3 protein-coding genes and 2 pseudogenes are annotated in these 4,056 nt (G+C 70.9%); 4 read left to right on the plus strand and 1 reads right to left on the minus strand.

Going from position 1 to position 4,056, the window contains the following annotated elements; translation table 11 throughout:
- Positions 1-888: pseudogene (locus tag NON00_RS24135) on the minus strand (sensor histidine kinase); the annotation flags it as partial.
- Positions 889-1,134: 246 nt separating this feature from the next.
- Between NON00_RS24135 and NON00_RS24140 the strand changes: the two are divergent.
- The 4 genes and pseudogenes from NON00_RS24140 to NON00_RS24155 form a co-directional block, all read left to right on the plus strand.
- Positions 1,135-2,457 (plus strand): dicarboxylate/amino acid:cation symporter, encoded by a 1,323-nt coding sequence (locus tag NON00_RS24140; RefSeq protein WP_256025349.1) that lies wholly within the window; start codon positions 1,135-1,137, stop codon positions 2,455-2,457.
- Between the two features lie 162 nt (positions 2,458-2,619).
- The gene (locus NON00_RS24145; RefSeq protein ID WP_256025350.1) at positions 2,620-3,501 is read left to right on the plus strand and encodes an MBL fold metallo-hydrolase; all 882 of its coding nucleotides are present in this window, start codon (positions 2,620-2,622) and stop codon (positions 3,499-3,501) included.
- Between the two features lie 5 nt (positions 3,502-3,506).
- On the plus strand, positions 3,507-3,830 hold the full coding sequence (locus tag NON00_RS24150) for a metalloregulator ArsR/SmtB family transcription factor (RefSeq protein WP_256025351.1): 324 nt from the start codon (positions 3,507-3,509) through the stop codon (positions 3,828-3,830).
- Positions 3,823-4,056 (plus strand): annotated as a pseudogene (locus NON00_RS24155) (YeeE/YedE family protein); the annotation flags it as partial. The gene NON00_RS24150 and the pseudogene NON00_RS24155, both read left to right, overlap by 8 nt.

A 4,056-nucleotide genomic window follows, 5' to 3' on the forward strand; every position in this document is an offset into this window, starting at 1 on the left:
CTCCAGCGCCGGGCGGGCGGGGGCCAGCAGGGTGAGGGTCCAGGGCGTGCCCGGCACCGGCTCTGCGACGGGCAGGAAGGAGCCGGGGGGCAGCGCGGCGGGCGCAGCGCGCGGGCGCACCAGCTGCGGCCCGCCGGGCAGCGGCGCGGGGTCGAGCAGCAGCGGCGCCAGCGGGGCATCGCCGAATTGCAGGCTGTCGCGGATGGCTTCCTGCTCATCCGGCGGCAGGGGGCGGGTCATGCGGAAATGCCAGTCCGCCACGCTGGTGACGGTGACGATGCCGCGCGCATCGGTGGCCAGCACCGGCTCCGGCGCGCGGGCCCAGGCGGTTTCCACAGCCTCGAACTCGGCCTTGACGACGACGACGCCGAGCGGCCCCTCCGGCCCGTCCAGCCGGCGGGAGAGGTAGAGGCCGGGGCGGCGGCTGACGGTGCCGAGGGCGAAATGCTCCGCCGTGCCCTGCGCCAGGGCGTCGCGGAAATAGGGGCGGAAGGCGTAGTCGCTGCCGACGAAGCTGTCCGGCTGGTTCCAGTTGCTGGCGGCGCGGGCCATGCCGGTCCGGTCCAGCACATAGAGCACGGCGGTGCTGGTGCCGCTGGCCAGGGCTTCCAGCCGGGCGTTCAGCTCGGCGAGGCGGGCGGGCTCGGCGGAGGCGATGGCGGCGAGCAGCCCGGCATCCTGGGCGAGGATGACGGGCAGGCTGCGCTGCTTTTCCATCTCGGCGCGGAGCAGGGCGGCGCGCAGCCCGGCGGCGGCGCGGGAGGAGGCTTCGAGGTCGGCCAGGATGAGGCCGGTGGCGAGGCGCAGGGCGGCCTGGTCCAGGGCGAGCAGGGTGGCGAGGGCGAGGAGGGCGAGGAGGAAGCGGCGCATCAGGGGGCGGCGCCGCATGTGGATTTCCGCCCCGAGAGGGGAAAGGGCGTGTGGAATTCCACACAATTTTGCGGAAGCGCCTGTTTTTGCTGCACTGCAAACATGCATAAGACCAAAGAGTTAAGTAAAAGGTTGTAAGAACCAGGGCCTGGCATCGCGCTTGCGTTGGCAGGGGCAGCCCGGCGCCCTCGTGCCGGGACCCGACTTCGAGACTTGCCGAACGGCCCGGATGGGAGGCCGCGCGGCCCTGGTGGAGGAACGCCCATGGCTCTGGTGGATCCCGTGGCGGCGCCGCGGACGCCGAAACCTTTCTATCAGCATCTGTATGTCCAGGTGCTGCTGGCCATTGCGGCCGGCATCCTGCTCGGTCATTTCTACCCGCAGACCGGCGCGGACATGAAGCCGCTGGGCGATGCCTTCATCAAGCTGGTGAAGATGGTCATCGCCCCCGTCATCTTCCTGACGGTGGTGACGGGCATCGCCGGCGTGCGCGACCTCGGCAAGGTGGGGCGCGTGGCCGGCAAGGCGATGCTCTACTTCCTGGTCTTCTCCACGCTGGCACTGATCATCGGGCTGATCACGGGCAATGTCATCCAGCCGGGGGCGGGGCTGAACATCGACCCCGCGACGCTCGATGCCAAGGCCGTCTCCGGCTATGCCGCCAAGGCGCATGAGACGACGATCACCGGCTTCCTGATGAACATCATCCCGGCCTCGCCCATCAGCGCCTTCGCCTCGGGCGACATCCTGCAGGTGCTGTTCTTCTCGGTGCTGCTGGGCATCTCGCTGGCGGCGATCGGCGACCGGGCGGAGCCGCTGATGAAGCTGTTCCATTCCGCCTCGGCCGGCATGTTCCGCATGGTGGCGATCCTGATGAAGGCCGCCCCCGTGGGCGCCTTCGGCGCCATGGCCTTCACCATCGGCCGCTATGGCATCGGCTCCATCGCCAATCTGGCGATGCTGATCGGCACCTTCTACATCACCTCCCTGCTCTTCGTGCTGGTCGTGCTGGGGGCGGTCGCGCGGTACAATGGCTTCTCCATCCTGGCGCTGATCCGCTACATCAAGGAGGAGCTGCTGCTGGTGCTCGGCACCTCCTCCTCCGAGGCCGCGCTGCCGACGCTGATGGAGAAGATGGAGCGCGCCGGCTGCAAGAAGTCGGTGGTCGGGCTGGTGGTGCCCACGGGCTACAGCTTCAACCTGGACGGCACCAACATCTACATGACAATGGCGGCGCTGTTCATCGCGCAGGCCTGCGGCATCCAGCTCTCGCTGTGGGACCAGGTGCTGCTGCTGCTGGTGGCCATGCTCTCCTCGAAGGGCGCGGCGGGCATCACGGGGGCGGGCTTCATCACCCTGGCGGCGACGCTCTCCGTCGTGCCCTCCGTGCCGGTGGCCGGCATGGCGCTGATCCTGGGCATTGACCGCTTCATGTCCGAGTGCCGGGCGCTGACCAACCTGGTGGGCAATGCGGTGGCCACCATCGTGGTGGCGCGCTGGGAGGGCGAGCTGGACCGCGAGCGGCTGAATGCCGCCATGGCGGGCCAGCCGCTGCCGCTGGCCGCCGCGATGCAGCCGGCGGAATAACAGGGGCCGGGACGCGGGGTGGCGGCGCCACCCCGGTGACGGGCGCCAGGGCCCGGGGCAAAGCCCCGGGCTTTTTTACGCCCCAACACTTTCAAAAAAACGCTTTCAATTTTCTCTAATTGATCCCATCCTCCCCGCCACCCCTTCCGGGAAGGATCCCCCATGACGCCCTGCCCCGCCGTCACCGCCTTCCACGAGCCGCGCAGCGGCTCGGTGCAGTATGTGGTGGCCGACCCGGCCAGCGGCGCCTGCGCCATCATCGACCCGGTGCTGGACTATGACGAGAAGTCCGGCGCCACCGGCACGCGGGAGGCGGAGCGCATCCTGGCCTTCATCGCGCGGGAGGGGCTGCGGGTGGAATGGATCCTCGACACCCACCCGCATGCCGACCATTTCTCCGCCGCCGCCTGGCTGAAGGCGCGGACCGGCGCGCCCACCGCCATCGGCGCGCGGGTGACGGCGGTGCAGGCCCTGTGGCGCGACCTCTATGGCTGGCCCGACTTCCCCGCCGATGGCTCGCAATGGGACCGCCTCTTCGCCGATGGGGAGGAATTCCGCATCGGCACCCTGGCGGCGCGGGTGATGCATTCCCCCGGGCACACGCTGGCCTCCATCACCTATGTGGTGGGCGATGCGGCCTTCGTGCACGACACGCTGTTCATGCCGGACAGCGGCACGGCGCGGGCCGATTTCCCGGGGGGCGACGCGGCGGCGCTGTGGCGCTCCCTCCAGGCCATCCTCGCCCTGCCGCCGCAGACGCGGCTTTTCACCGGCCATGACTACTGCCCCGGCGGCCGCCCGGCGCGCTGGGAGAGCAGCGTGGCCGAGCAGAAGGCGCAGAACATCCACCTGACGCGCTACCCGGACGAGGCGGGCTTCGTGGCGGCGCGGCAGGCGCGGGACCGCACCCTGCCGATGCCGCGGCTGATCCTGCATGCCCTGCAGGTGAATATCCGCGGCGGCCGCCTGCCGGAGCCGGAGGCCGATGGGCGGCGCTATCTGCGCATTCCGCTCGACGCGCTGCCCGGCGCGGCCTGGGATTGAGCGGCATGGACGCGCTGCCGATCGCCACCCTGCAGGAGCGCGCCGGCGCGGCGACGGCCTTCCTGAAGAACTTCACGCATCGCGACCGGCTGATGCTCGCCTGCGCCCTGGTGGGGGGGGAGATGTCGGTGGGGGCGCTGGAGGAGCAACTGGGCATCCGCCAGCCGGGCCTGTCGCAACAGCTGGCGGCGCTGCGGGAGGCCGGGCTGGTGGCCACGCGGCGGGAGGGCAAGGCGGTGTTCTACCGCCTGGCCGATGCGCGGGTGGAGGTGTTCATGGGCACGCTGCACCGCCTGTTCTGCGCCATGGAGGAAAAGGATCATGGCTGATTTTTCCATCCTGCCGCCCCTGGCGGGGGGCGCGCTGATCGGGCTGGCCGCCGTGCTGCTGATGGCGGTGGAAGGGCGGATCGCCGGCATCAGCGGGCTGGTGGCGCGGCTGCTGCCGCCGCGCGCGGGGGAGGCGGCGGGGCCTGCCGGCTTCGTGCTGGGTCTGCTGCTGGCGCCGCTGGCGTGGTGGCTGGCGGGGGGCGCGCTGCCGACGGCGGCGCTGCCG

Origin of the sequence: Roseomonas sp. GC11 (genome assembly GCF_024437745.1) — a bacterium.
GTDB lineage: Bacteria > Pseudomonadota > Alphaproteobacteria > Acetobacterales > Acetobacteraceae > Pseudoroseomonas.